Below are 1,765 nucleotides of genomic sequence, written 5' to 3' on the forward strand. Positions count from 1 at the left end.
GGCTGGGCGGCCGGCCGACACCCGGTCGCGAGGCGATGCCGGGCGGGTGGGCGAGCGCGACGGCGGTCACGCCCACCACGGCGCCCACAGCATGATGATTACGCCAGCCGGGCGATTCATTCCGCCGAGCGCTCCGGCTCACCCGGGCGGGTGAAATCGTCATACCGGAGCGCGGTCGTGAAGGTCAGCTGGCGGCCGCCTTGCCGGGATTCCAGGGGCAGTTGGCGGCGTGGTCGTCGTTCACCACGATGCCGTGGCGGCAGTAGGAGCAGGTCACCGGCGCGGTCGGCTCCACCGGGCCCTCCAGGCCGGTGACGACCGTGACGTCCGCCTCCGGGGCCGGGAGCTCGGGCAGGGGAAGGTCAGGCACGGCGCGGCCCTCCGGGCCCGACCTCCGCTATGGCCGGGACACCGCGACGGACGGCGGTACGGGTGGTCACCAGATCCCCCCAGGGCGTCGACGACAGTGGCTCTCCCCAGCCTGCCGCCGCGGGGAGGCCGTAAGTGTCACCGCCGGGTGACACGCGTAGCGTTCAGAGTCCGGCCCACGCCGCCAGGCGGGACAGCGCCTGCGGCGAGCGCCGGCGGATGTGCAGCAGGCCGCGCAGCGTGTCCAGGACCCGGGGGTGGAACCGGGTCTGCTGGGGGGCCAGCTTCCTGGCCAGCGTCAGCGAGGCGAGCGCCGCGTCAGTCCGGCCGGTCTCCAGCTCGGCGCGCGCCTGGTCGACCAGGTGCGCGGCCCGGCGCGAGGTGGCCCAGCCACGGGGCGCCCGCACGGAACGCGCCGCCGCGTACGCCGCGTCGAACTGCCGCAACTCGAGGCGGGCGAACGTCTCGTGGGCGGCCACGTTGGCCGGGCCGAACGACAGCCAGTGCACGTGCCCCGCCTCGCCCGTGCGCTCGGCGATCTCCCGGGCCTGCGCGAGATGCGACTCCACCCCCGACAGGTCGTGGGCGCGGGAGGAGAGGACGGCGGCCGCGAGGTGGAGCTGGCCGGTGACCACCCGGGTGGCCTCCCCGCCGTCCGCGGCCTTCAGGATCCGGTGCCCGTCGGCGACCATGCTCAGCCCGATGTGGTGCCGCGCCGTCCGCGACCGGTAGGACAGCGCGCGCTTGTACTGCCGGATCGCGGCGAACTCCGGGTCGGACGCCCGCTCCGCGGCCCATCCCATCCGGTCGAGCGCCAGCGCCGCCAGGTCCTGGTAGCCGAGCTTGGTGGCCACGTCGTGCGCGCTGCGGCACGTCGACGCCAGGGCGCGCCACAGCTCGGTCGTCGGCCGCTCGCGGCAGGCCACGATGAGGTCGACCAGCAGGCTCGGCAGCGACGCCGCCGCCAGCTGGAGGCGGGCCGCCCGCACGTCCCGGCAGAGCCCGTCGGCGGCGGCCACCAGCTCGGCCGCCGGGGCCTGCGGCAGACAGGGGTCCGTCGGCAGGTCGTAGAGGTCGAGCGCCTCGCGGACCGGCCCGATCAGGGCCGCCACCCGGTGCGGGCGCAGGGCGTGCGCGGCCGGCCCGATCAGCGCGGTGACGGGAATGTCCAGGGCCCGCGCGACGGCGGCGGTCAGCTGCGGCGACGCCTTCTTGTGGCCGGCCTCCACATGCCGCAGAAGGCTGTACGAGTAGGGGATGCGCAGGGCGAGACCGCGCTGGGTCAGGCCCGCGCGCTTGCGCTGCGCGGCGATCCTGGCTCCGGTGCTGTCGTCGTCGGGATCGGCGTCCGGCATGCGGGGCTCCGTTTCCGGTGTGGGTCCGGTGGGGGGGCCGG

Annotated in this window: 2 protein-coding genes; both read right to left on the reverse strand. The window is 75.9% G+C overall.

Annotation, left to right across the window (positions count from 1 at the left end; genetic code table 11):
- Positions 1-184: 184 nt before the first annotated feature.
- Entirely contained in the window at positions 185-370 is a 186-nt protein-coding gene (locus tag E1283_RS35885; protein ID WP_132822347.1) for a hypothetical protein, read from the reverse strand.
- Between the two features lie 163 nt (positions 371-533).
- Complete coding sequence (locus tag E1283_RS35890; RefSeq protein WP_132822348.1) at positions 534-1,724, reverse strand: helix-turn-helix domain-containing protein; 1,191 nt, start codon at positions 1,722-1,724, stop codon at positions 534-536.
- Positions 1,725-1,765 lie beyond the last annotated feature (41 nt).

This window comes from Streptomyces hainanensis (assembly GCF_004348415.1).
GTDB lineage: Bacteria > Actinomycetota > Actinomycetes > Streptomycetales > Streptomycetaceae > Streptomyces > Streptomyces hainanensis.